Origin of the sequence: Kitasatospora sp. NPDC001309 (assembly GCF_042896295.1) — a bacterium.
In the GTDB taxonomy this organism is placed as follows: Bacteria; Actinomycetota; Actinomycetes; order Streptomycetales; family Streptomycetaceae; genus Kitasatospora.
Genome location: NZ_JBIAXC010000074.1, coordinates 1 through 23,274, shown reverse-complemented (window position 1 = coordinate 23,274; position 23,274 = coordinate 1). Strand labels below are relative to the sequence as shown.

Annotated in this window: 18 protein-coding genes and 1 rRNA gene; 5 read left to right on the top strand and 14 right to left on the bottom strand. The window is 75.3% G+C overall.

Going from position 1 to position 23,274, the window contains the following annotated elements:
• The first annotated feature begins 49 nt into the window (after positions 1-49).
• The gene (locus ACFY2K_RS41185) at positions 50-718 is read left to right on the top strand and encodes an NAD(P)-binding oxidoreductase (protein WP_375896105.1); all 669 of its coding nucleotides are present in this window, start codon (positions 50-52) and stop codon (positions 716-718) included.
• Between the two features lie 53 nt (positions 719-771).
• On the opposite strand, the gene ACFY2K_RS41180 is transcribed toward ACFY2K_RS41185, so the two are convergent.
• The 3 genes from ACFY2K_RS41180 to ACFY2K_RS41170 all read right to left on the bottom strand — a co-directional run bounded on the left by ACFY2K_RS41180 (position 772) and on the right by ACFY2K_RS41170 (position 6,150).
• Positions 772-2,214: an aldehyde dehydrogenase family protein gene (locus ACFY2K_RS41180; protein WP_375896108.1), complete on the bottom strand. Its 1,443-nt coding sequence runs from the start codon at positions 2,212-2,214 to the stop codon at positions 772-774.
• Positions 2,215-2,358: 144 nt separating this feature from the next.
• Entirely contained in the window at positions 2,359-3,924 is a 1,566-nt protein-coding gene (locus ACFY2K_RS41175) for a PucR family transcriptional regulator (RefSeq protein ID WP_375896110.1), read from the bottom strand.
• A 153-nt stretch (positions 3,925-4,077) separates the two neighbouring features.
• Positions 4,078-6,150: an ATP-binding protein gene (locus tag ACFY2K_RS41170; RefSeq protein WP_387717905.1), complete on the bottom strand. Its 2,073-nt coding sequence runs from the start codon at positions 6,148-6,150 to the stop codon at positions 4,078-4,080.
• Positions 6,151-6,391: 241 nt separating this feature from the next.
• Between ACFY2K_RS41170 and gabT the strand changes: the two genes are divergently transcribed.
• Positions 6,392-7,732: a 4-aminobutyrate--2-oxoglutarate transaminase gene (gene gabT / locus ACFY2K_RS41165; protein WP_380408839.1), complete on the top strand. Its 1,341-nt coding sequence runs from the start codon at positions 6,392-6,394 to the stop codon at positions 7,730-7,732.
• A 524-nt stretch (positions 7,733-8,256) separates the two neighbouring features.
• Entirely contained in the window at positions 8,257-8,886 is a 630-nt protein-coding gene (locus ACFY2K_RS41160; RefSeq protein WP_387717902.1) for a phosphatase PAP2 family protein, read from the top strand.
• A gap of 45 nt (positions 8,887-8,931) precedes the next feature.
• Here the strand turns inward: ACFY2K_RS41160 and ACFY2K_RS41155 are convergent, their stop codons facing one another.
• Positions 8,932-9,288 carry a DUF2218 domain-containing protein gene (locus ACFY2K_RS41155; protein WP_387717899.1) on the bottom strand — a complete coding sequence of 119 codons (357 nt, stop codon included), beginning with the start codon at positions 9,286-9,288 and terminating at the stop codon, positions 8,932-8,934.
• A 167-nt stretch (positions 9,289-9,455) separates the two neighbouring features.
• Between ACFY2K_RS41155 and ACFY2K_RS41150 the strand changes: the two genes are divergently transcribed.
• A complete protein-coding gene (locus ACFY2K_RS41150) occupies positions 9,456-10,028 on the top strand; it encodes a MarR family winged helix-turn-helix transcriptional regulator (RefSeq protein WP_380644733.1) in 573 nt (190 codons plus the stop codon).
• Here ACFY2K_RS41150 and ACFY2K_RS41145 read toward each other — a convergent pair.
• Positions 9,919-10,860, bottom strand: a complete 942-nt coding sequence (locus ACFY2K_RS41145; protein WP_387717917.1) for an EamA family transporter — start codon at positions 10,858-10,860, stop codon at positions 9,919-9,921. The genes ACFY2K_RS41150 and ACFY2K_RS41145 overlap by 110 nt on opposite strands.
• A gap of 133 nt (positions 10,861-10,993) precedes the next feature.
• Here ACFY2K_RS41145 and ACFY2K_RS41140 point away from each other — a divergent pair, with 133 nt between their 5' ends.
• On the top strand, positions 10,994-11,899 hold the full coding sequence (locus ACFY2K_RS41140) for a LysR family transcriptional regulator (RefSeq protein WP_375896125.1): 906 nt from the start codon (positions 10,994-10,996) through the stop codon (positions 11,897-11,899).
• 61 nt (positions 11,900-11,960) lie between these two features.
• Here ACFY2K_RS41140 and ACFY2K_RS41135 read toward each other — a convergent pair whose 3' ends face one another.
• From ACFY2K_RS41135 to rrf, 9 genes are all read right to left on the bottom strand, one after another.
• Positions 11,961-12,689 (bottom strand): ZIP family metal transporter, encoded by a 729-nt coding sequence (locus tag ACFY2K_RS41135; RefSeq protein WP_375896151.1) that lies wholly within the window; start codon positions 12,687-12,689, stop codon positions 11,961-11,963.
• A gap of 309 nt (positions 12,690-12,998) precedes the next feature.
• Positions 12,999-14,780 carry a restriction endonuclease gene (locus ACFY2K_RS41130; RefSeq protein ID WP_387717895.1) on the bottom strand — a complete coding sequence of 594 codons (1,782 nt, stop codon included), beginning with the start codon at positions 14,778-14,780 and terminating at the stop codon, positions 12,999-13,001.
• A 113-nt stretch (positions 14,781-14,893) separates the two neighbouring features.
• Positions 14,894-16,651, bottom strand: a complete 1,758-nt coding sequence (locus tag ACFY2K_RS41125) for a hypothetical protein (RefSeq protein WP_380644735.1) — start codon at positions 16,649-16,651, stop codon at positions 14,894-14,896.
• Between the two features lie 352 nt (positions 16,652-17,003).
• Positions 17,004-17,660 carry a YigZ family protein gene (locus ACFY2K_RS41120; protein WP_380408825.1) on the bottom strand — a complete coding sequence of 219 codons (657 nt, stop codon included), beginning with the start codon at positions 17,658-17,660 and terminating at the stop codon, positions 17,004-17,006.
• 141 nt (positions 17,661-17,801) lie between these two features.
• Entirely contained in the window at positions 17,802-19,091 is a 1,290-nt protein-coding gene (locus ACFY2K_RS41115; RefSeq protein WP_380529248.1) for a DUF6986 family protein, read from the bottom strand.
• A 126-nt stretch (positions 19,092-19,217) separates the two neighbouring features.
• Positions 19,218-20,747, bottom strand: a complete 1,530-nt coding sequence (locus ACFY2K_RS41110) for a DUF2637 domain-containing protein (RefSeq protein WP_387717890.1) — start codon at positions 20,745-20,747, stop codon at positions 19,218-19,220.
• A 197-nt stretch (positions 20,748-20,944) separates the two neighbouring features.
• The gene (locus ACFY2K_RS41105) at positions 20,945-21,610 is read right to left on the bottom strand and encodes a response regulator transcription factor (protein ID WP_360245306.1); all 666 of its coding nucleotides are present in this window, start codon (positions 21,608-21,610) and stop codon (positions 20,945-20,947) included.
• Positions 21,562-22,971 (bottom strand): sensor histidine kinase, encoded by a 1,410-nt coding sequence (locus tag ACFY2K_RS41100; RefSeq protein WP_387717886.1) that lies wholly within the window; start codon positions 22,969-22,971, stop codon positions 21,562-21,564. Before ACFY2K_RS41100 ends, ACFY2K_RS41105 begins: the two co-directional genes overlap by 49 nt.
• A gap of 227 nt (positions 22,972-23,198) precedes the next feature.
• A 5S ribosomal RNA gene (gene rrf / locus ACFY2K_RS41095) occupies positions 23,199-23,274 on the bottom strand; the annotation flags it as partial.

The following is a 23,274-nucleotide window of genomic DNA, read 5'->3' as shown; positions in this document are numbered from 1 at the left end:
GAGACCTTTCCCAGGACGCCCCCGGCACACCCGGGCTACCGTCGGACCCATGCGTACCGTCATCGCCGGGGGCCACGGACAGATCGCGCTCGGGCTCGAACGGCTGCTCGCCGACCGCGGCGACCGCCCCGCCGGGATCATCCGCCGCCCCGAACAGGCCCCGGACCTCGTCGAGGCCGGCGCCGAGCCGCTGCTGCTCGACCTGGAGTCCGCCACCGCCCCGCAGCTCGCCGCCCTGCTCGCCGACACCGACGCGGTGGTCTTCGCCGCCGGCGCCGGCCCCGGCAGCGGCGCCGCCCGCAAGAACAGCGTCGACCGCGACGCCGCCGTCCTGCTCGCCGACGCCGCCGAACTCGCCGGCGTCCGGCGCTACCTCATGGTCTCCTCGATGGGCGCCGACGCGGCCGCCCACCACCCCGCCGACGAGGTCTTCGAGACCTACCTGCGGGCCAAGGGCGCCGCCGACGACGCCGTGCGCGCCCGCACCTCGCTGGACTGGACGGTGCTGCGCCCCGGGCGGCTCACCGACGGCCCCGGCACCGGCCTGGTCCGCCTCGCCCCCGCCGTCGGCCGCGGCGCGGTCGACCGGGCCGACGTGGCCGCCGTCCTGGCCGCCCTGCTGCACGAGCCCGGCACCGCCGGGCAGACCCTGGAACTGGTCGCCGGGAACGCCACCGTCGCCGAGGCGGTCGCCGCCGCGGCCGGCCACGGCGCCTGAACGCGCCGCGGGGCCCGGTCCGCACCGGACCGGGCCCCGCGGCGAGCGGTCCCTCAGAGGTCGAGGCCGGTCAGCACCATGACCTTCTCGACGGTGTAGTCGTCCATCGCGTACTTGACGCCCTCACGGCCGACACCGGAGTCCTTGACGCCGCCGTACGGCATCTGGTCGGCCCGGTAGGACGGCGCGTCGCCGATGATCACACCGCCGACCTCCAGCTCCCGGTGCGCCCGGAAGGCGGTCTGCAGGTCGTGGGTGAACACGCCCGCCTGCAGGCCGAACGGCGAGTCGTTGACCGCCGCGAAGGCCTCCTCGACGCCCTCCACCCGGTGCAGCGACAGCACCGGGCCGAACACCTCGGCCTTGGCCAGGATCGCGTCGGCGGGCAGCTCGGCCAGCACGGTCGGGGCGTACGTCGCGCCCTCGCGGGTGCCGCCGGCGAGCAGCTTGGCGCCCTTGGCGACCGCGTCGTCCACCCAGGACTCCACCCGCTTCGCGGCGTTCTCGTCGACCAGCGGGCCGACGTCCGTCGCGTCGTCGTTCGGGTCACCGGTGACCTGCGCCGCGACCTTCGCCACGACCTTCTCCACCAGCGCGTCGTACACCGACGCGTCGGCGATCACCCGCTGCACCGAGATGCAGGACTGGCCGCCCTGGTAGTTCGCGAACATCGCGATCCGGGTCGCCGCCCAGTCCAGGTCCGCCTCCGAGGACCAGTCCGCCAGCACCACGGCCGCGGCGTTGCCGCCCAGCTCCAGGGTGGTGTGCTTGCGCGGCACCGAGTCCATGATCTGGTAGCCGACCTTGTCCGAACCGGTGAAGGAGATCACCGGCACGCGCGGGTCCTGCACCAGGGCCGGCATCCGCTCGTTCGGCACCGTCAGGATCGACCAGGAGCCGGCCGGCAGGTCCGTCTCGGCCAGGATCTCGCCCAGCACCATCGCCGACAGCGGCGTCGCCGGGGCCGGCTTGAGGATGATCGGGGCGCCGACCGCGATCGCCGGGGCGACCTTGTGGGCGACCAGGTTCAGCGGGAAGTTGAACGGGGCGATCCCCAGCACCACACCGCGCGGGAAGCGGCGCACCACCGCGAAGCGGCCCACGCCGCCCGGGTCGGTGTCCAGCCGCATCGTCTCGCCGTTGGTGCGGCGCGCCTCCTCGGCGGCCCAGCGGAAGACCGACACCGCGCGGCCGACCTCGCCGCGGGCCCACTTGACCGGCTTGCCGTTCTCGGCCGTGATCAGCTGGGCGAGCTCCTCGGTGCGCTCCGCCAGCCGCTTGGCCACGTGGTCCAGGGCGGCGGCCCGCTGGTGCGCCGGCGTCGCGGCGAACACCGGCAGCGCGGCCACGGCGGCGTCCAGCGCCTCCTCGACCTGGGCCTCGGTCGGCACGCTGACCCGACCGACCAGACGGCCGTCCCAGCTGTTGTGCACCTCGAAGGCGGCGTCACCGCTCGCCCGGCGGCCGGCGAGCCAGAAATCGTACGTGGTGGTCACCGTGGTACCGGCCCTCTCCTCGTCGTCGTACGGCCCACGGGCGTGGGACCCGAACCCGAGGGTAGGTGCGCGGAGCGGCCGACCGGATTGGCCGACTAGGAGCGTTCCGCCCCGGAGCCACTCCACCGCGTCCAGCCGGGCCCGCTACTCCTCGCCGGAGCGCAGCGCCAGCCACAGCTCCATCCGCACGTCCGTGTCGTCCAGCGAACGGCCCAGCAGCTCCTCGACCCGCCGCATCCGGTAGCGCAGCGTGTGCCGGTGCACCCCCAGGTCCGCCGCGGCGGCGTCCCACTGCCCGTGCCGCGACAGCCACGCCCGCAGCGAGGCCACCAGGTCCCCGCGGGCCGTCCGGTCGTGATCGCGCAGCGGCCGCAGCAGCCCCTCCGCGAACGCCGTCACCGCGTCCTCACCGAGCAGCGGCAGCAGCGACCCCGCGCCGACCTCCTCGTGGTCCACCGCCCGGCGACCACCGCGCAGGGCCACCGCCAACGCCCGCTCCGCCTGCGCGTGCGCCGTACCGGCCTCCTCCAGCGCGGCCGGGGCCGAGACGCCCAGCGACAGGCCCTCGTGCTCCTCCACCACCCCCAGGCAGGCCCGGTGCACCGCGCCGTTGTCCAGCGCCAGCACCACCAGCCGAGGCCCGTGCGCACCGTCCTCCCGCGCCACCAGCAGCTTCTCGCCCACCCGGGCACCCGCCTGCTCGGCCCGGTCCCCCAGCTCCACCAAGGCCTCCGCGGCGTCCGCGTTCGGCCCCGCCCCGGCCACCAGAACCCTCGTCGTGCCCTCCGGCAGACCGCCGAACAGCCCCACCGCCACCTGCCGGGCCGTCGCCACCTCGCCCGCCAGCACCATCCGCAGCAGCGCCGCGCCCATCCGCTCCTCGGCCTGCCGCAGCTCGCGCGAACGCTCCAGGGTGAGCGTCAGCAGCGCCACCGCCGCGTTCAGCACGTACCGCTCGGTCGGCGTGATCCGGTCCTCGGTCCCGACCGCCAGGAAACCCCGGGCCCGCCGGTCCGCCCCCAGCGACTGGACCACCACGTAGTCCTCGTCCGCCGTGTCTATCCCCGGCGACCGCCCCTGCAGCGCGGCACTCGACGGCGCCGGCCGCCGACGCAGCCGGTCCACCTCCGCAGCCAGCCGCCCCGCCCGGCGCGCCGCCCAGTCCGGCGCCACCACCGACAGCGCGCCCGAGCCGTCGTACAGCGCCGCCCAGCCCCCCAGCCGGGCCGCCAGCCGGCGCACCACGGCCGTCGTGCCGTCCTTGCCCAGCGCCGCCCGGGTCAGCTCCTCCTGCGCCTCGAAGCTCGTCGTCACCGCCTCGTACTGCTCCGCGGCCAGCGCCGCCGACACCACCTTGCTGATCGCGATGAACGGCGTCGGCTCCGGCACCCGCAGCAACGGCAGACCCCGCTGCTGCGCCGCGTCCACCAGCGGCTGCGGCACCTCGGTGTGCGACAGGCCCACCCCCAGGCCCAGCCCGACCACCCCGGCATCGGCCAGCCGGTGCACGTACGCCTGCAACTGCGCCGCCGTACGGCCCAGCTTGATACCGGTGGTGAGCAGCAGCTCGCCACCCTCCAGGAACGGCGTCGGGTCGTCCAGCTCGCTGGTGTGCACCCAGCGGACCGGCCGCTCCAGGTGGTCCGCACCGGCGAGCACCGTCAGGTGGAGCGAACTGTTGCGGACGACGGAGGCGAGTGTGGGGGGCATGGCACCTTCGGAGGGTCGACCTGACCGCGCCGTTGCGGCCGGGCGAGGAGAGGGCAGTGGGACTGGTGAGGGTCTCTCCCCTTCATTATGGACGCCCCGGACAACCGGCACTGCCGAATCCACCTCCGAGGCGACTTCTACCGCCCGCCCGCGTCAGCCCCGGAGATCCACCAGCAGCGGCGGAACCTGCTCCCCCGACACCGCCGTCAACGACACCACCGCGTGCCCGGCCGGCAACGCGTGCGCCAGATCCGACGGCGACCACCTGAGCCGCTCCACGTCCCGCGTCGTCACCGACTCCGTCTGCGCCGTCGTCCCCGACAACGCCTTCCGCCCCAGCCGCCCGGCCCGCCGCACGACCCCACCGGAGGTGTCGGGGGTGTGGGTCACCGCGGTCTCCTGCACCAGGTGCGTCCCCCAGGCCTCCGAGAACAGCCGCCCGTCCCAGGGCGCGATCCCGGGGAAGGCCACCCGGCAGCCCACCGCGCCGAACAGCGGCGCCCGCAGCGCCTCCGGCAGGTCCACCAGGGTGCGCAGCAGCAGCACCGCACCCGCGTTCGCGCCGCGCATCCGCTGCAGACCGCGGACGGTGCCGGAGTCCAGCGCCGCCGAGGCATCGTCCACCACCAGCCCGGCGAACAGCGAACGGTCCTCCCGCGCACCGGCCGCCTGCACGAACTGCCCCACCACCAGCCGGGACAGCATCCGGGCCGCCTCCGGGTGGCTGCGCTCGGGCAGCTTCACCCGCACCCGCAGCGGATGGTCCAGCACCCGCATCGCGAACGGGGGACGGCCCGTTCCGTCGGTCGCGAAGGCCCCCTCGAAGGCGGGCCGCTCCAGCAGCCCCAGCCGGTCCGCCAGCAGCGCCCCCGGGTCGTCCGCCCGGCCCCGCTGGCGCTCCCGGTACTCCAGGTCCCGCTCGTACGCGGCCAGCCGGCCCGCCGTGCCGAGCGCCTTCACCAGCGCCGCCAGCGCGTCCTGCTCGCCGCCCAGCAGGGCCCGCAGCTCGCGCACCCCCGGGTAGCGGCGGTACGCGGCGTGGAACGGGCCCACCACCTGCTGCAGCGCCGTCCGGGCGTTCTCCGCGCGGGCGGTCAGCTCGTCCGGCAGCAGGGCGTCGGCCAGCCGCGCCGCGGCCTCGTCCGGATCCTGCGCCGCACCGTACAGGTCCAGCCCGTACACCGAGGCCTGGTCACCGGGCGCGATCACCACGTCGTACCAGGAGTCCGGGCCGAGGTCGGCGTCCGCCGCCCCGACCACCACCGCGCACGCGGTACCGGCCAGCGCCTGCAGGCACAGCGCCTCGGCCACCGGCCGGGCCAGCCGGGCCGTCTTCCCCGTCCCGGCCGGGCCGACCGCCAGCAGCGAGGTGCCCAGCACCGCCGGGTCCAGTGCGAAGTCCGCCGCGCGGTGGTTCAGCGGGTTCTTCGGCACGTCCTGGGCCACACCGAGGCAGACCTGGCCCAGCAGCAGGTCGTGCCGCCGCACCCGGCCGGGCAGCTCACGCGCCTCGGACGGGTGGGCGAAGGCCGCCGCACCGCGCGCGGCCACCTGCTCGGTGAACGCGGGCACGAACGCCGGGTCCGCCTGCGCGGACTCCCAGGCGCGCTGGATCCGCACGTAGTCGACATCGCCGACCGCCTCGGCCTCCAGCCGCGCCGCCGCCTCGAACGCCCCGCCCTGCCGCAGCCCGTCCCACGGGTCCCGCCCCCGAGCCGCCTCCACCACCGCCCCGTCCTCCTCGGCGGGCTCCACCTGCGTCACCGTCCGCGACAGCAGCGGGGCGGCGTAGCGGCGCCAGACCTCGAGCCAGCGGCCCATCCGGCCGAAGACCTTGATCACCACGCCGAGCACCAGGACGTTCAGCGTCAGCACCACGGAGGTGGCCACGAAGACCGACTGGGAGGGAAGGACGCCGATGATGGTCGTCCCGTCCTTGGCCAGCTCGACCCCGTAGACGAAGGCCAGCCACCCCACCACCGCGTTGAGCGCCGCCCGCAGCAGCAGCGGCCAGGTGGGGACGCGGGCGGCCTCCGCGCGTTCCGGGTCGATGCGGCGGTAGCCGAGGCGGTAGACGCCGGGTTCGGCCTCGGGTCGCGGGGCGGTGGCCCAGGCGGCGAGGTCGAAGGCCCCGCCGGGGGCGGTGGCCGGGCGTTGGTGGGGGAGGGGGGTCGGGGGTCTGGTGGTGGTGTGGTCGACCTGGTGGTGTGACCCGTCCTGTGCCATGTACGGCCCCGCTCCCTCGCCCGCCCGGCCCGACCGCCGTCGGTGCCGCCATACCCATGCCGCCGTACCGGCGACACGCCCGCGCTCAGGGTAGTGGAGCGGGGTCTGCGGGTAGTCGTGGCGCTCGGGCTGGCCGTGCCGGACAAGTCGGACGGCGCAGTGCTACCGAGTGGCGCATGCCCGGTCGGGGAGGGCGGCCGTAGCCTGCGAAGCACCGAGCCGAGAAGTCTGGAGATACCCCATGAGCGCCGTAACGCCGCTCCCGCAGGAGCGCCGCCTGGTCACCGCGATCCCGGGTCCGAAGTCGCAGGAGCTGCAGGCCCGCAAGCTGGGTGCGGTGGCGGCCGGTGTCGGCACCACCCTGCCGGTGTACGTCACCCGTGCCAACGGCGGCGTGCTGGAGGACGTGGACGGCAACTCGCTGATCGACTTCGGTTCCGGCATCGCCGTGACCAACGTCGGCAACAGCGCCGAGGCCGTGGTGGCCCGGGCGAGCGAGCAGCTGGCCGCCTTCACCCACACCTGTTTCATGGTGACCCCGTACGAGGGTTACGTGGCCGTCGCCGAGCAGCTGAACGAGCTGACCCCGGGTGACCACGACAAGCGCACGGCCCTGTTCAACTCGGGCGCCGAGGCGGTCGAGAACGCGGTGAAGATCGCCCGCGCGTACACCAAGCGCACCGCCGTCGTGGTGTTCGACCACGGCTACCACGGCCGCACCAACCTGACCATGGGCCTGACGGCGAAGAACATGCCGTACAAGCAGGGCTTCGGTCCGTTCGCCCCGGAGATCCACCGGGTGCCGGTGGCCTACCCGTACCGCTGGCTGACGGGCGCGGAGAACTGCGCCGCCGAGGCCGCCGCGCAGGCGATCGACATGATCAACAAGCAGATCGGCGCCGAGAACGTCGCCGCGATCATCATCGAGCCGATCCAGGGCGAGGGCGGCTTCATCGAGCCGGCCAAGGGCTTCCTGCCGGCGATCGTGGAGTTCGCGAAGGCGAACGGCATCGTGTTCGTCGCCGACGAGATCCAGACCGGCTTCTGCCGCACCGGCCAGTGGTTCGCGTGCGAGGACGAGGGCATCGTCCCGGACCTGATCACCACCGCCAAGGGCATCGCCGGCGGTCTGCCGCTGGCCGCGGTGACGGGTCGCGCCGAGATCATGGACGCCGCGCACGCGGGTGGCCTGGGTGGCACCTACGGCGGCAACCCGGTGGCCTGTGCCGCCGCGCTGGGCTCGATCGAGACCATGAAGGAGCAGGACCTCGTCGGCAAGGCGCAGCGGATCGGCGAGGTCATGCTGGGCCGCCTGCGGGCCATGCAGGAGAAGTTCGACGTCATCGGCGAGGTCCGCGGCCGCGGCGCGATGGTCGCCGTCGAGCTGGTGAAGCCGGGCACCAAGGAGGCGAACGCGGAGGTCACCGCGGCCATCGCCAAGGCCTGCCACGCCGAGGGCCTGGTGGTGCTGACCGCCGGCACCTACGGCAACGTGCTGCGCTTCCTGCCGCCGCTGGTCATGCCGGAGCACCTGCTGAACGAGGGCCTGGACATCCTGGAGGCGGCGTTCGCCGCCGCCTGAGCGGTGTCGCCCGTCAGGTCGTGAAACCCCCGCCGGAGGGTTGTCCGGACAGCGCTGAACGGCCCGTGGGGACCTCTGGTCCTCGCGGGCCGTTCGGTTTTCCGTCCGGTTCCCGGCTGCCCGTCCGGACAGTCCCCGGGCGGTTTTCGCATGCCGCCCGGGTGGTCGGGCATCATCGGGGGGACCGTCCGGAGGGCCTCCGGGGCGGGGTGAAGATGATGTGCGGAATCGCTGGAGGCGCTCGGTCGGGAAGGGCGGTTGACGTAGTGTCATCACCGATGGACAGCGAGCCCCAGCCGTTGGCGGGGCCGTCCGCGGGGCCTCCCGGAAGGGCCGGTCCGCGCGGGCCTCGCGAGGACAACCGGTCCACCCCGGGAGGGGTGGCACCCACCGAAGGCCGATCGACCGACCGTCCGACCCACACCCCCCGGGGCGCACGGAACGGCGATCATCAGAGCCGCCCCGGAGCTCTCCCCCCTGCTCCGGGGCGGCTGTCCGCCGTTCCGGGCCGGGTGGCCCGGTCGGTGGCGGTGCCGGTGGTCGCGGCGGTGGTGCTGCTGGTGGTGTCCTGGCAGGTGGCGGTGGACGGGCCGCTGCTGGGGGTGGACCGCTGGGTGCGCGCGGCCGTCCGGACGTCCCACCGTGATCACCCGAGCGCCCTGCTGGACGACCTGGGCCACCTGCTGTCGAACCTGGGCGACGGGGTGCCCGCCGTCCCGGTGCTGCTGGCGGCCGGTGGGCTGGCCGCCTGGTGGTGGCGTCGGGCGGGGGCGGTGCGCTGGTGGCTGCCGCTGCCGGTGGCGGCGCTGACGTCGTTGCTGATCCCGCTGCTGGTGGTCCCGGCGAAGGCCGGGTTCGCCCGGCCGGGCCCGCTCGGGGGCCCGCTGCTGCCGGGGCAGTGGGGCTGGTACCCGTCCGGGCACACCGCGACGGCGACCATCTCGTACGGGGTGGCGGCGCTGCTGCTGGCCCGGGCGGCGGGTCGGCGGACGGCCCGGGGGTTGACCGCGGGCGCGGTGGTGCTGACGCTCGGCGTGGGCGCGGGGCTGGTGTGGAGCGACTTCCACTGGCTGCTGGACGTGCTGGCGAGCTGGTGCCTGGCCGTCCTGGTGCTGTGGGCGCTGAACCGCCGACTGCCGAGGCCGGGCGCCTGAGGGCGGCGGGCCTCCCCGGCGCCCGAGGGCGTCAGGCCTCGGGGGTCAGGCCTCGGGGGTGCCCTGCTCGGGGGCGTCCTCGTCCTCGTTGCGGTGGACGAGGCCGGTCTCGCCGTTGTCGCGGTGCCATTCGACGACGAGTTCGTCGCGGGCGCCGAAGCGGACGAGGTGGCGGCCGACCACGTCCTCCAGGCCGGCCAGGTCCTGGCGCTCGCCCTCGACGGTGAGCAGCAGGGCGTCCGGCCGGGCCTCCATGGTGGCGGTGCCGGCCTTGAAGACCAGGGTGCCGTGGCCGGTCTCCGGGGAGAAGGAGGTCTCGATCCGCTTGCTCATGTGGGCGGCGAGCTGCTTGGCGTAGCGGGCGGGGCGGTCGGTGGCGACGCGGGCGGTGGAAACGGGCACGGGAACTCCAGGATCGGGAAGGGGAACTTAGGGTCCCCTCACTTGGAAGTACCGTAACGCAGATGCTGAGCTAAGCTCAAGATATTTCTCCGAGCACTTTCCACGGTCGGCCACACGCCCGGGACCGGCCGATACGCTTGGGCCGACCCCAGCCGAGGAGACCGCCGATGACCACCACGCCGACCGACGATCCGGCGGACCCCTCCCCCGGCCCCCGGCCCGGCGAGCCCGGCACCTCCGGCATCCCCGGCACCTCCGGCGTCCCCGCCGAACTGGCGGACGCGATGACCAGGGCGATCAAGCGGATCCGCCGGCAGACCGGCTGGCGGCTGGAGCCCTACGGCATCACCCCCGGCCAGGCCCGGGCGCTGCGCACGCTCGCCCACGTACCCGGCTGCGAGTCGCCGGACCGGGCGATGCGGCTGAGCGACCTCGCCGACAAGCTGCACATCGCCCCGCGCTCGGCCACCACGGTCGTCGACGCGCTGGAGGAGGCCGGCCTGGTCGAGCGCCGCCCCGACCCGGCCGACCGCCGGGCGGTCCGGATCCTGCTGACCGAGGACGGGCGCGCGGCGGTGGAGCGGATCCTCCAGGTCCGGGACGAGGTCGCCCAGGACTACTTCGGCGAGGTCAGCCCCGAGGACGAGGAGGTGCTGCTGCGAGTGCTGCGGGCCGCCGAAGCGCGCTTCCTCGAAGCCGGGCCGCCAGTGCGGACGGCGCCCCCGGGCGCAGCGCGGTGATCCCGATCCCGGCGATCACCAGCAGGGCGGCCGTGGCGGCCGTCGGGGTGACCCGCTCGCCGAGCAGCAGCCAGGCCGAGGACATCCCGAACACCGGCACCAGCAGCGAGTAGGGCGCGACCGCGGTGGCGTCGTAGCTGCGCAGCAGGTAGCTCCAGGCGACGAAGCCGAACAGGGTGGAGACCAGCCCGACGTAGCCGATCACGCCGAGCCCGGCCGCCGTCATCCCGCCGAGTGCCCGCAGGTCCGCGTCGGGGCCCTCCACCAGCAGCGACAGGGCCAGCAGCGGAAGCGGCGGCACCGCGCTGACCCAGACCATCCAGCGCAGCGCGTCCGGCGGCGCGGCCCTGCGGGTCAGCACGTTGGACAGGCCCCAGGCGACGGCGGCCAGCACGACCAGGACGAAGGCCCCGAACGGGCCGCCGAGGCCCTGGTCTAGGGCGCTCAGGGCGATGCCCGCGAAGGCCAGGCCCAGGCCGAGCAGCCGCCGGCGGCCGGCGCGCTCGCGCAGCAGGACGGCGGCGAACAGCGCGGTGAACCCCGCCTGCCCCTGGAGCACCAGGGAGGAGAGACCGGCCGGCATCCCGGCGTGCATGCCGAGGAAGAGCAGCCCGAACTTGACCACCCCGAGCACCACGCCGACCGCCAGCACCCAGCGCCGGGCCACCCGGGGCGGGCCGACGAAGAAGACCGCGGGCACCGCGACCACGGCGAACCGCAGGGCGCAGAAGAGCAGCGGCGGGAAGCTGTCCAGGCCGACGTGGATGAGGACGAAGTTGAGGCCCCACACGGCGGCCACCAGGACGGCCAGGGCGATGTGACGGGGGCGCATGCTCGCGCCGGCCGACGCGGCGGGGGCTGCGGCCTGCGGTGCAGCGGGGATCGCGGTCATGGGCCGAGCATGGTGGCGCGGGACCGTTCAGCACCAGCGATGAATACTGAACGCGATTCTTTAGGATCACTGCATGATGGATCTGGGGCGCCTGCGGGCGCTGCACGCGGTGTCGGTGCACGGCTCGGTCGGCGGGGCGGCGGCCGCGCTCGGCTTCACGCCCTCGGCGGTCTCCCAGCAGATCGCCAAGCTGGAGCGGGAGACCCGGACGGTGCTGCTGGAGCGGCAGGGCCGGGGCGTGGTGCTGACCGACGCGGCGCGGGAGCTGGCGGCCACCGCGCGGGCCGTCCTGGGGCTGGTGGAGCAGGCCGAGGTGCGGCTGGAGGAGCAGCGCGGCCGGGCGGTCGGGCGGCTGCTGGTGGCCGCCTTCGCGACCGGGGCGCGCGGGCTGATGCCCGGGGTGCTGGCCGACCTGCGGCGGCGCTGCCCGGAGCTGGACGTACGGCTGCTGGAGAGCGACCCGTACCCGGCGGCGGAGCTGGTGGCGCGCGGGGAGGTGGACCTGGCGCTGGTGCAGGACTGGCCGACCGTGCCGCTGCCCGTGCAGGAGGGGCTCTCCCGGCTGGACCTCGGGACGGACCCGGTGGACCTGGTGCTGCCCGCCGGGGACGAGCTGGCCGGGCTGGACGCGGTGCCGGTGGAGCGGCTGCGCGGACAGCGCTGGATCAGCGTGCCGCCGGGCAACATCTGCCACGACTGGCTGGTCCGCACCCTGCGCGAGGCCGGGGAGGAACCGGACGTGCACCACCAGGTCGGCGACTTCGAGACCCAGATCGCCCTGGTCGCGGCCGGACTGGGGATGGCCGTGGTGCCCCGGCTCGGCCGGGGCCCGCTGCCGGCCGGGGTGGCGGCCCGCCCGGTCGCCTCGCAGCCGAGCCGGCGGGTGTTCGCGCTCTGGCGCAGCCAGGCCTCCCGGCGGCCGGCCATCACCGAGGCGCTGGCGGCGATGCGGGACGGCTGGGGCGCCCTGCCGGGCTGAGGCGTGTTCCGCGGGCCGGGCCTGGCCTTGCGCGGCCGGGCCCGGGACGCCGGGCAGGTTCCTAGGTGGCGAAGCCGATGACCAGCCACATGAAGCCGACCCCGGCCACCGTGCACAGCAGGGTGCTGCGCGAGGGGTGCGGGCTGTGCGCCTCGGGGAGGATGTCGGAGGTCGCGAGGTAGAGCAGGAAGCCGGAGAAGAAGCCCAGGTAGAGGCCGAGCAGGTGCTCCGGGATGGTGAAGGCCAGGGTGATCGCGGCGCCGGAGACCGGGGCCAGGGCGTCGGCGGCGAGCAGGGTCAGCGCCCGGCGCCGGTTGTTCCCGTACAGCCGGGTGATCGTGTACGTGTTGAACCCGTCGGCGAAGTCGTGCGCGACCACCGCGATGGCCACCACCGTGCCGACCGTGCTGCCGGCCTGGAAGGCGGCGCCGATCGCGAAGCCGTCCATCACGCTGTGCCCGACCAGGGCCAGGGCGGCGGTCAGGCCGACGCCCTGGTGCCCGCTGCGGTGGGCGTGGCCGTGCTGGTGGCCGTGGGTGTGCTCGGCGTACTCGCCCTCGTGGCCGCGGTGGATGGCGACGGCGCGCTCGACCACGTGGATGGTGAGGAAGCCGGCGGCGAACATCAGCAGCGCCTGGGGCACGCCGTGCACCTCGCCCGGCGCCTGGTGGATGGCCTCGGGCAGCAGGTCGAAGGCGACCACGCCGAGCATCAGGCCGGCGGCGAAGCCGAGCACCAGGTGGCGGCGGTCGCCGGTGCGCTGGGCGACGAAGCCGCCGATCAGGGTCATCAGGAACGCCCCGGCGGCGACCAGGACGGCGGTCACCGGGCCGCCTCCGCCGGATGGCCGGTGCTGCCGTGTGGTCTGACGAGCGCTCTGCCCATTCCTCTCCCCCTGGGGTCCGCCCGTGTCCGGGCCGACCGCCGACCGTACCGGACGCCCGTTCGGCGGTGATCGCCCGGGGTGCCGCCGGCCCGGCCGGTCCTCGGCGGCGGTCGCCCCGGCCCGGTCCCCTCAGCCTTGGTCCGGGTACGGAGGGCCGCCCGCCGGGTGGGCCGTCAGGGTGAACTCCCTGGTCGGAGCCGCTCCGGGCAGGGGTCAGCGGCCGGCGGCGAGCGGCAGGCCGAGGTGGGTGCGGGCGAGCTCGCGGACACCGTCGCCGTCGATCAGGTGGATGTGCCGGTGGCCCTCCCCGGCCGAGAGGTCCAGGGCCGCCTCGGCGAACTGGCCGGTGGTCAGCCGCAGGCCGCGTTCGGCGGACTCCTCGCGGACCGCCTCGGCCAGGGTCTCGATCTGCTCCGCGGTGACGGCGGCCGGGTCCCGGGACGCCCAGACCACCCAGCGGCCGGGCAGCGCGCTGCCGGGGGCGCCCTCACCGGTGGCGACCAGCCCGGCCGGTCCCCGCAGCCGCACGCTCCACTCGGCGAGCCCGCCCCGGGTGAGCAGGTCGCGCACCAGCTGGGCGAACTCGTTGGCGGACAGGTCGGGCGCGGCCGGGACGGCGGCTCCGGCCCGGGCGGCGGGCTGGACGGCCGCCCGGGCGTACGGGTCCGGGGTGACGGCGGCGCCGAGCTGGCGCAGCCGGACCAGCGCCTCGTCCTGTTCGGCGTCGGCGTAGACGCCCTCGTCGTCGCGCTCCTCGTACGGGGTCTCCGGCGGCAGCAGCCGGGTGCGGGCCAGGGCGTCGCGGTCGGCGTCCACGCTGACCAGGCAGAGCGGCTCGGCACCGGGCTCGCGCAGCCAGCCGTTGAGGACCACTCCGGCGAGTATCTCGTCGGTGTCCACGGCGTCGGTGGCCTGCAGCGAGCGCAGCGCGAGCCGGGCGACCAGCCGCAGGTAGTCGGTGGCCCGGTCCGCGGGCGGGCGCGGCACCGGGAGGATGTCGCCCTCGGGGGCGAGCCGGTAGCCGGTGAGCGAGGGCACCAGGTCGAGCGGGGGCAGGTCGAGGTCCAGCACGGCGGTGCGGGTGAGCGGGCGGAAGACCGCCCGGCAGGGGGCGGGGAGGTCCTGGGTGGCGGTCTCGGCGGCGGCCAGGGCCCGTTCCAGCAGCGACTCCACGGCGGCGGGCTCGGCCAGCCGGTACGCGCGCCGGCACTCCTCCAGGCTGTCGTTGTACTCGCGCACGGCGCGGGCCCGGGCCTCCTCGGCCGCCTCGTGGGCGCGCCGGGACTCGTCGGCGGCCGGGCTGCCCGCCTCGGCCCGGCGGGTGCGCCACTCCCGCAGGGCGCGCTGGTGGGTCAGCCGGGCCTGGGCGAGTTCGCGCTGGTAGCCGGAGTCCAGCAGTCGCCGGGAGGGGCCGCTCCCGGGGTCGGCGGCGGCCGGATCGGCGGGGGCGAAGTCCTCCCAGCGGGGCTCGGCGCCTTCGACGACGGCCGGGCCGTCGGCCGGGTAGGGGCGGGGCTCGTAGTGGCGCAGCTGGCTCTCGAAGTCCATCGCCGAGACGGGCAGGGCGGCCCGCCGCAGCAGGTCGGCCAGCCGGTCGTGCTCGGCCCGGACGGTGAGCGTGCGGTGGTGGGTGAGGGCGGCGGCCCGGGCGTGCGCCGCGACGGCCTGGTCGGGGCCGGCGGGGTCGGCGGGGTCGGCAGCACCCGGGGTGGAGGCGCCGGGCCCGGACGGGTCGGGGCCGAACGAGTCGGGGCCGGACGGGCGGGGGCCGGTGGAGGCCTGATCGGTGGTGGCGGGCCCTGCGGGTGCCGGGGCGGACGGGCCGCTCCCGGCCGCCCCCGGATCGGGGCGGCCGGGGGCCGGGGGGCCTGCGGCACCGTCCGCCTCCGGGTCCTCGTCGGCGCCGAGGTCGCGGAACACCGAGGCGAGGAAGCCCGGTTGGGGGAACTGGACGGTGGCGGTGCCGTCGGACTGGCCGTCTGCTGAGTACTGCATCGGTCGTCGTTCCCCCATGCTCGTCCGGCGCCTGCCCCGGGCGGCGGACCAACCGCAGCCCCGCCCCTGCCGGACATTGTCCACCGATTGGGCGCAGCGGTCAGCCGAGCCCGTCAGTTGGTCCGGGTGTTGGTGAGGTGCAGGCCGATGTAGCCCACGTAGATCCGGCCACTGCCGGAGCAGTCGTCCAGGTAGTGCAGCCGGGGTGCGGTGCGACCGCCGCCGATCCGCAGGTGCGCGCCCATGAACGCGCGCCGGGAGGCGTCGACGCATTCCGGCACCGGCAGCATCCGTTCGCGCTTCCACTTGGTGTGGCTGAACACCGTCCGGGACTCCCCGCGCACGGCCTTGCGGGGCGGGAAGCGGTGGCAGCCGTCCGGGGTGCGCTCGCACCACTGCTTGAAGTCCCCGCCGGCCGCGCCGCGCACGGCCGCCTCGGCGTACTCCTGGAGGGCCGTCAGGCCGTCCCAGGCGAGCCGGGCCCAGCCGGCCCCGGCGCACTGGAGGCCGTCCAGGGCAAGTGCGTTCTTCTGGTCGCCGGTGAAGGTGAGCAGGGAGAACTCGCCCAGCCTGGCGAGGAGTTCGGTGAAGGTCTCGGGCTTGTCCGGCCACCCGCCGGGCTGGGCGGCGAGCCGGCCGACGATGGTCGGTCCGGTGCCCGAGGTGGTGGGCGCGGCGCCGGGCAGGGCGGTCGGCCCGGTGCAGTGACGCCCGCTCAGGGCGCTCCGGGCGCCGGTGCGCAGGCGGCCCTCGTGGCCGTCCCGGGACTGGGCGCGGTCACGGCGCTCCAGACGGAGGGTGTGCCGGACCCGCTCCAGCTCATCGGCCCTGGCCTGCTGCTCGGCGCGGTCCTGCTGCTCCTCGCGGGCGAGCGCGGCCGGTTCGGCGGGGGGGCCGACGGGGGGTCCGGCGGCCGGGCGCAGCTGCGGGGGCGGGACGCGCAGCACCGGGACGGCGGCCAGCGGCGGCGGGAGCGGCTGGTCGGCGGCCAGGCGGCGGGGCTCGCGGGCGAGCAGCCCGGCGGCGCGGCGGAGGTCCTGTTCTATTCGGCCCCGGGCGAGCACCGGATGTCGGGCGCCGTCCTGCCGGGAGGCCGGGTCCACCTCGGGCAGGTAGGTGCGCACGGCGCCGCCGTACACGCTGTGGTACTCCAGCGCGACGTTGAACCCGGTGCGGGCGCCCGGGTCCAGCACGTAGGCGGTGGCGAGGCCGGGCAGCTGGCGGCAGAGCGGGCGGACCACCTCCTCGACCCAGTGCTCGACCGGGAGGTTCACCGGCACGCTGGCGACCACCGTGGGCAGCCGGCGCTCCGGGTCGCACAGCTCGTCGATCAGGTCGTCGACCTCGTCGGCCGTGATCACCCGGGGGGCGGAGTGGACGGCGGCCGGGCCGTCGGCGGCGTCGAGCAGCGGGAGGAGGGTGCGGGCGAGCTCGGGCACCGGCACCCGGCAGGGGGTGCGCACACCGCTGCCGGTGCTGTGGGTCTCGGCCTCCAGCCGGACCCAGGTGGGGCCGCCGGGGTCGGTGGCCACGGTGAGGGTGAGCTGCCGGGTGCCGTGCGGGGCCGGGGTGCGCAGCCGGCGGCGGTCGTAGCGGCCGGCGCCGGGGCCGCCGCGCAGCGGTCCCTGGTCGCGGTCCAGCAGGACGCGCTCGCCCAGGCGCAGGCGTTCGGCGGCGGGGGGTGCGCCGGGGGTGGGCGGGGGCTCCTCGCAGCCCTCCTGCTTCAACCAGGAGGCGAGCTGGGCGTCGGCCAGGGCGACGGCCTCGGCGTGCGGAAGGGCGGTGGTGACGGTCATCCGGTAGGGCGTCGCGGGGCCGTGGGGGCCGGGTAGGTCGGCACCGGCGGGCGACGGCGAGCGGTCTGAGGTCATGCGCATACCTCCGTGGTGCGGGGTGGGGTCTGTTGTCCTCCATCGACGGTTTTCATCCGGTTCGGCCGGAACCTTGCCCAGGAAACGCCACGGCCCGGAGCGGAAGTTCCAACTCCGGGCCACGAGACTACGTTCGAGTGAATCTGTTCAAGCCGTCTTCCGCGTGGCGCGAGCCTTCGGCTACGGGCAGCGACACCTCCCGGCGGGCTCGGGCACCGGTCCGGCCACCGGCTGGCGCGGCGGCGCGGAGTGGTGGGCGAGCGCTACCACGGGTTCGGCCCCCGGGCGCCGGCCGGACGCGCGTCCGGAAGTCGGTCCCCCGGCCCGCCGCCGGGCGGGCGGAGCGCGCGGCTCAGACCGGTACCTCGACGTGGGTGCGCCCGGCCGGCACGGCGACCGCGGTGCCGCCGGTCGCCTCGGCCAGCCAGGTGTGGAACCCGGCCACCTCCGGCTCCGGCACGCCCACCTCGATCCGCACCCCGGCCGCCTCGTAGGCGAGGTCGCTCACCGCGTACCCGGCGGCCCGCAGGTCGTTCTCCACCCGCCCGGCGCGCACGTGGTCCGCCGTCACCGCGAGCAGGGCGACCGGGCGCCGCTCCAGCAGTCCGACCTCGTCGACCGCCGCCGACACCGCGTTCCCGTACGCCCGCACCAGGCCGCCCGCGCCGAGCTTGATCCCGCCGAAGTACCTGGTCACCACGGCGACGGTGTCGGTCAGGCCGCGTCGGCGCAGGACCTCCAGCATCGGCACCCCGGCCGTGCCGCCGGGCTCGCCGTCGTCGCTGGAGCGCTCGCGGCGCTGCTCCTCGCCGACCACGAAGGCGGTGCAGTTGTGCCGGGCGTCCCAGTACTGCTTGCGCACGCCCGCGATGAAGGCCTGCGCCTCGTCCTCGTCCGAGACCCGGGCGAGGTGGCAGATGAAGCGGGACTTCTTGATCTCGGTCTCGTGGCTGCCGGCCCGCCGGATGGTGAGGTACGGCCTGGCGGTCGGTTCCGGCGTGGCGGACATGGCGCGGTGGTTCTCCCGGGAACGGCGACGGCTGGCGGTGCGCGCACCGGGGGTCCGGGGCGGCACCGCCAGCCTAGTTGGCGCACGGCCGGGGCCGACGGGGCCGGGCCCGGGCTCGGGCGCGGTGCCTGGGCCTGGGGGTCAGCGGCCGGCCAGGGCGTCCAGCTGCGCTCGGTCCAGACCGGTCAGCGCGGTGACCTCGGCCGAGTCGACGGCGCCGCAGTCCAGGCCGCGCAGCAGGTAGCCGCTGAGCGCCCGGGCGGTGGCCGGCTCGTCCATCACGTCGCCGCCCGCCTTGGCGACGTACGCGGCGAGCCGGGCGGCGGCCGCCGCCAGGCCCTCCCGGTAGAAGGAGTACACCGCGACGTAGCGGGTCGGCAGGTGCGCCGGGTGCATGTCCCAGCCCTGGTAGTAGGCGCGGGCGAGCGAGCGGCGGACCAGGTCGTGGTGGAGCTTCCAGGCGGCGTGCACCTGCTCGGTCGTGCCGGTGGGGATCACATTGGTCGAGCCGTCGGAGAGCCGGACGCCGGTACCGGCCGCGGCCACCTGCATGACCGCCTTGGCGTGGTCGGCGACCGGGTGGTCCATGCTCTGGTGGGCCGCGCTGACGCCGCAGGAGGCGCTGTAGTCGAAGGTGCCGTAGTGCAGTCCGGTGGCCCGGCCCTCGGCGGCCTCGATCATCCGGGCGACGGTGGCCCGGCCGTCCGGGCCGAGGATCGCCTGGGTGGTCTCGATCTGGATCTCGAAGCCGATCCGGCCGGCGGGCAGCCCGGCCCGGCGCTCGAAGTCCTCCAGCAGCCGGACCAGCGCGGTGACCTGCTCGGCGTAGGTCACCTTGGGCAGGGTAAGCACCAGGCCGTCGGGCAGGCCGCCGTTCGCCAGCAGGGTGGCGAGGAAGAGCTCCAGGGTGCGGATGCCGCGGGCCCGGACGGGCGCCTCCATGCACTTGACCCGGATACCGACGTACGGCGGCGCGCTGCCCCCCGCCACGGCGGCGGCGACCAGTTCGGCGGCCCGGACGGCGGCGGCGTCCTCCTCGGCGTCGGGGCGGGGCCCGTAGCCGTCCTCGAAGTCGATCCGCAGGTCCTCGACCGGCTCGCGCTCCAGCTTGGCCCGGACCCGGGCGTGCACGTCGGCGAGCAGGGCGTCGTCGGCGACGCCGAGGGCGCGGGCGAGCTCGGCGGGGGTGCCGGCGTGGGTGTCGAAGGCCTCCAGGGCCTGGCGGCCCCACTCCCGTACGGTGTCGGCGCGGAAGACGTCGGCGGGGACGTAGACGGTGTGCACCGGCTGCCGGGTGCCGGTCTCGCCCGGGTAGCGGCGCGCCAGGTCGGCGTCCACGGGGGCGAGCAGCGCCTCCACGGCGGCGCGGGCGGCGGCGGAGAAGGAGGCCCCGCCCGTCGGTCCGGTTCCGTCGACCTCGACCTGCGACATCCGCACTCCTCCATGCCGAACCAGCGCTTCAACAATTTGTTGAGGCGAAGGTAACTCCGGCCGGGTCGGGCGTCAATGGCCGACCGAGCGGTGGACGCGGGGTGTCGGCGCGGGGGCCGCGCGGACTCAGTCCCGCCCGGCGGCCAGGTAGCGGTCGCGCAGCAGCGGGTAGAGCTCGGCGACCTCCTTGGGGTGGACCGCACCGTCCGGCCCCTTGCCGGTGACCCCGTACTCGGTGGTCAGCCAGGCGGCGAGGCGAGGCGGGTCGGGCTGGTGGCCGTAGCTGTCCATGTAGGAGACCAGGCCGTCGTAGGCGATGTCCTCGTCCAGTTGCACGGGTGCCGGGTCGGCTTCGGTGGGGACGCCTTGAGCGGGCTCCTCGGCCGGCGCGGACTGCTCGGGCCGGGCGCGGTGCTCGGCCTGGGCGGCCGGCTGACGGTGCTGCGACTCGACCGCCGGCTCGGCGGTCGCCTCGGTGCCGGGCTGGACGGAGGCCTGCTGCTGGCCCTGCGGCCGGGGACCGGCGGCGGGCTCCTCCGCGGCCGGGCGCGGGGGCTTGAACCACGGGGAGGCCTGGCCCGGGACCCGACCGCCCGGGGCGGCGTCGACCGAGTGGCCGGTGGTGCGGACCGGGCGCTCGGTCCAGACGTTCAGCTCCTCGCCGCGCGGCTGCGGGGCGGCGGCCTCCTCCGCCTCCGGCTCCTGGGCGGCACGCAGCCGGACGGCGTGCAGCCTCGCCAGCATCGGTGCGGCGACCTCCGGCGCGATCGGGGCCGCGGCTGCGGGGGCCTCGGGCTGGGGCTGCGGCTGGGACTGCGGCTGGTCGGCCGGGGCCGCCGGTGCGGCCTGGTGCTGCTGGGCTCCGGCCGGGACCGGGACCGGGGCGGCGATCGCCGCGGCCCGGGCCTGCTGGGGCTGGGCCCCGAGCTCCGGGGACGGCTGCTCCGCCAGGGCGACCTTGGCCTCGCGCTCGCGGCCCTCCTCGTCCAGCCGGTCGAGCAGCGACGGGTCCAGCGGGACCCCGAACTTGGCGAGCTTGAGCGGCAGCAGCGCCTGGATCGGCGCCGAGCGGCGCCAGCCGCGGCCGTAGCGGAAGCGCAGCTGCGCCCGGTAGACCAGCCGGTTCTGCTCCAGCCGGATGACCTCCTCGTAGGAGCGGAGCTCCCAGAGCTTCATCCGCCGCCAGAGCCGGAAGGTCGGCACCGGGGAGAGTATCCAGCGCATCACCCGGACCGACTCCATGTGCCGGTCCGCGGTGATCGCCGCGATCCGGCCGACCGCGTGCCGGGAGGCCTCGACCACGACGACGAACAGCACCGGGATGACGGCGTGCATCCCCATGCCGAGCGGGTCGCCCCAGGAGGCCGCCGCGTTGAAGGCGATGGTGGCGACGGTCAGCAGCCAGGCGGTCTGCCGCAGCATCGGGAAGGGGATCCGCAGCCAGGTCAGCACCAGGTCGAGGGCGAGGAGCACCACGATGCCCGCGTCCACGCCGATCGGGAAGGCGTAGGAGAAGGCACCGAAGCCCTTCTCCAGGGCCAGCTCGCGCACCGCGTTGTACGAGCCCGCGAACCCGATGCCCGAGATGATGCAGGCCCCGGCCGCGACCAGGCCGAGCAGGCCGCGATGGGCCTTGGTGAGCGTTGGGCGTGCCATTACGTCTATCAACCCCTGGATGTCGGCTGCTGCCGTACGCGCATCGGCTGCCGGTTCCCGCCAGTCGGGCCGCCGGACGGCTGAACAGCGTCCGGGCTCGGCCCACCGGAGTTTACTCGTACGGGTGTTTCAGCGTTTCCGCAGCCTGGGGTGTCACAGTACCCACCGCACCCGGGGCGCCGGCACCGGTCGGGCCGTCAGCGGCTCTGCCCCGCCGTGCCGTTGAGGTAGGCCAGGACGGCCATCACCCGGCGGTTGGCATCCTCGTCGGGGGCGAGCCCGAGCTTGCTGAAGATGTTGGCGATGTGCTTGGCCACCGCTCCGTCGCTCACCGAGAGGCGGGCGGCGATCGCCGAGTTGGAGCAGCCCTCGGCCATCAGCTCCAGCACCTCGCGCTCGCGCGGGGACAGCCCGAGCAGCGGCCCCGGGCGGCGCGAGGTGGTCTGCATCAGCTTGGCGATCACGTCAGGGTCCATCGCCGTCCCGCCCGCCGCCACCCGGCGGACCGCGTCGATGAACTGCCCCGCGTTGAACACCCGGTCCTTCAACAGGTAGCCCACCCCGCCCGTGCCGTCGGCCAGCAACTCCCGCGCGTAGAGCTGCTGGACGTGCTGGGAGAGCACCAGCACCGGCAGGCCCCGGATCTCCTGGCGCGCCTTGAGCGCGGCCTGGAGCCCCTCGTCGGTGAGCGTCGGGGGCAGCCGCACGTCCACCACCGCCACGTCCGGGCGGTGGGTCAGCAGCGCCTCCAGCAGCTCGGGGCCGGTCTCCACGGCCGCCGCGATGGTGAAGCCGTGCGCTTCCAGCAGACGGATCAGGCCTTCGCGGAGGAGGTAGAGGTCCTCGGCGAGGACAACTCGCACAGCAACTCCAAGGTGATGGTGGTGGGACCGCCGGACGTGCTGTCGATGGCGAGGACACCGTCGAAGGTACCCAATCGACGCTCGATCCCGCGCAGGCCCGTACCCCGCGACGGATCCGCCACGCCCACACCGTCGTCCGTCACCGTGACCCGGAGGATTCCGGCCCGGTAGAGGATGTCCACCCACACCTGCTCGGCCTCCGAGTGCTTGGCCGCGTTGGCCAGCAGCTCGCTGACGCTGAAGTAGACCGCCGCCTCGACCGGAGCCGGCAGTCGGTCCGGCAGGCTCACGAACACCTCGGTCGGCAACGCGCTGTCCAGCGCCAGGGCCCGGACGGCGTCGCCGAGTCCGCGCTCGGCGAGCACCGGCGGATGGATGCCGCGGACCAGGTCGCGCAACTCCTGCAGCGCCCGGGCCGAGGACTGCCGCGCTTCGGAGAGGAGCTCCCGCGCGGCCGCCTGGTCCGTCTCCATCAGGTGCTCGATCGTGCCCAGCGTCATCCCGATCGCGACCAGCCGCGCCTGCGCGCCGTCGTGGAGATCCCGCTCGATGCGTCGCAGCTCGGCCGCCTGGCTGCCCGCCGCGTCGGCCCGGGTCTCGGTCAACTGGGCCACCCGCTTGGTCAGCTGGGCGTGCGACGCCCGGCCGTCCTGGTCCAGCACCCGGCGGGCCGCCTCCACGTACCCCCGCACCGCGTACGGGGCGAGGAGTATCCCGATCAGGACCATGCCGGCCCCGATCAGCAGGCTCAGCGTGACCCGTGTCATCCGCGAGCTGAACGGGCCGAAGCCGTCCGCCGGCACCGCGCCGCCCAGCGCGAACGCCGTCCCCAGCACCAGCAGGAGGACCACCGCGCCGCCCAGCAGCGCGGCCAGGGCCGGGTTCACGACCAGCCAGAGCATCTCGGCCCGGGTGGTGCGGTCCCGCAGGCCCCAGTGGACCAGCTGCGCGTACTTCGCGACCGTCTGCGAGCGGTGGTACGAGTAACCCGTCCACCAGTGCCCCCGATCGTCCAACTCCAGCTTCGGCAGCGGCTGGTAGACCGCGGGAAGCCGGATGCCGTACCAGCGCTCCAGCATCCGCCGCGTCCGATCGGCCGTCGGGCGGATGCAGGCGGCCGCGACCGCGGAGCCGGCGACCGCCGCAGCCGCGAGCGCCATCAGGGCCGCCGGGTAGTAGAACTCCATGACCTGCGCCGTCACCACCCCCGCGACGACGGCCGCCCCCACCGGCAGCACGAACCCCGGCACGGCACCCAGCACCACCTGGGCCAGCCGGGCCAGGCCCTGGCCGCCGGCCTGGAAGGCCACCTGGGTCTGCGCACGGACGGACGTGCCGCTCGTACGAGTGTCTGTGGTCACGCAAACTCCTGATGCCGGTACCGATCGTCCTTCATCAGTGTTCACGAACGACCCGCTCCGGACACTGGCCATGGCACCCCAGTTCCGGGGTAGACCTAGGACCACCTGGTGGTGGTAGGAGCAACACCGGACCGGGCCGATGATCCTTCGAGTCGATGGTCCTTGGAATGTCCCGGAAATGCGAAAAGGCCCACCCGGTCACCCGGGTGGGCCTTCTCTGAATGATTGTTCGGCGGCGTCCTACTCTCCCACAGGGTCCCCCCTGCAGTACCATCGGCGCTGTGAGGCTTAGCTTCCGGGTTC

Excerpts from the sequence above, each read along its gene's own strand:
- ACFY2K_RS41185 (WP_375896105.1), top strand. The coding sequence starts at position 50 with ATGCGTACCGTCATCGCCGGGGGCCACGGACAGATCGCGCTCGGGCTC.
- ACFY2K_RS41175 (WP_375896110.1), bottom strand. The coding sequence starts at position 3,924 with ATGCCCCCCACACTCGCCTCCGTCGTCCGCAACAGTTCGCTCCACCTG.
- ACFY2K_RS41170 (WP_387717905.1), bottom strand. The coding sequence starts at position 6,150 with ATGGCACAGGACGGGTCACACCACCAGGTCGACCACACCACCACCAGA.
- gabT (WP_380408839.1), top strand. The coding sequence starts at position 6,392 with ATGAGCGCCGTAACGCCGCTCCCGCAGGAGCGCCGCCTGGTCACCGCG.
- ACFY2K_RS41150 (WP_380644733.1), top strand. The coding sequence starts at position 9,456 with ATGACCACCACGCCGACCGACGATCCGGCGGACCCCTCCCCCGGCCCC.
- ACFY2K_RS41145 (WP_387717917.1), bottom strand. The coding sequence starts at position 10,860 with ATGCGCCCCCGTCACATCGCCCTGGCCGTCCTGGTGGCCGCCGTGTGG.
- ACFY2K_RS41140 (WP_375896125.1), top strand. The coding sequence starts at position 10,994 with ATGATGGATCTGGGGCGCCTGCGGGCGCTGCACGCGGTGTCGGTGCAC.
- ACFY2K_RS41135 (WP_375896151.1), bottom strand. The coding sequence starts at position 12,689 with ATGACCCTGATCGGCGGCTTCGTCGCCCAGCGCACCGGCGACCGCCGC.
- ACFY2K_RS41130 (WP_387717895.1), bottom strand. The coding sequence starts at position 14,780 with ATGCAGTACTCAGCAGACGGCCAGTCCGACGGCACCGCCACCGTCCAG.
- ACFY2K_RS41125 (WP_380644735.1), bottom strand. The coding sequence starts at position 16,651 with ATGACCTCAGACCGCTCGCCGTCGCCCGCCGGTGCCGACCTACCCGGC.
- ACFY2K_RS41120 (WP_380408825.1), bottom strand. The coding sequence starts at position 17,660 with ATGTCCGCCACGCCGGAACCGACCGCCAGGCCGTACCTCACCATCCGG.
- ACFY2K_RS41115 (WP_380529248.1), bottom strand. The coding sequence starts at position 19,091 with ATGTCGCAGGTCGAGGTCGACGGAACCGGACCGACGGGCGGGGCCTCC.
- ACFY2K_RS41110 (WP_387717890.1), bottom strand. The coding sequence starts at position 20,747 with ATGGCACGCCCAACGCTCACCAAGGCCCATCGCGGCCTGCTCGGCCTG.